Origin of the sequence: Paenibacillus farraposensis, assembly GCF_020736845.1 — a bacterium.
Taxonomy (GTDB): Bacteria; Bacillota; Bacilli; order Paenibacillales; family Paenibacillaceae; genus Paenibacillus; species Paenibacillus farraposensis.
This window is the reverse complement of sequence record NZ_JAFFQR010000045.1, coordinates 1-215: the sequence shown is the minus strand read 5'-3', so window position 1 is coordinate 215 and position 215 is coordinate 1. Positions and strand designations below refer to the sequence as shown.

Below are 215 nucleotides of genomic sequence, written 5' to 3'. Positions count from 1 at the left end.
GCCCCTAAAGATTGGACTTTCGAAGGCTCAAATGATGGGGTTACTTGGAATGTGCTAGACACTCAGTCAAATATCACTGGATGGGTAGATAACACTCCCAAAAAATTCTCTTTTTCTAATTCTAATTCATATAAGAATTATAGAATTAATATTACAGCTAACAATGGAAGTCAGTATCTAGCCCTTAGCGAATTAGAGATGATGTCTAAAGTATC

Annotated in this window: 1 pseudogene; it reads left to right on the top strand. The window is 35.3% G+C overall.

Annotated features, from left to right (window positions below):
• Window positions 1–215, top strand: a pseudogene (locus JO375_RS08600) (discoidin domain-containing protein); the annotation flags it as partial.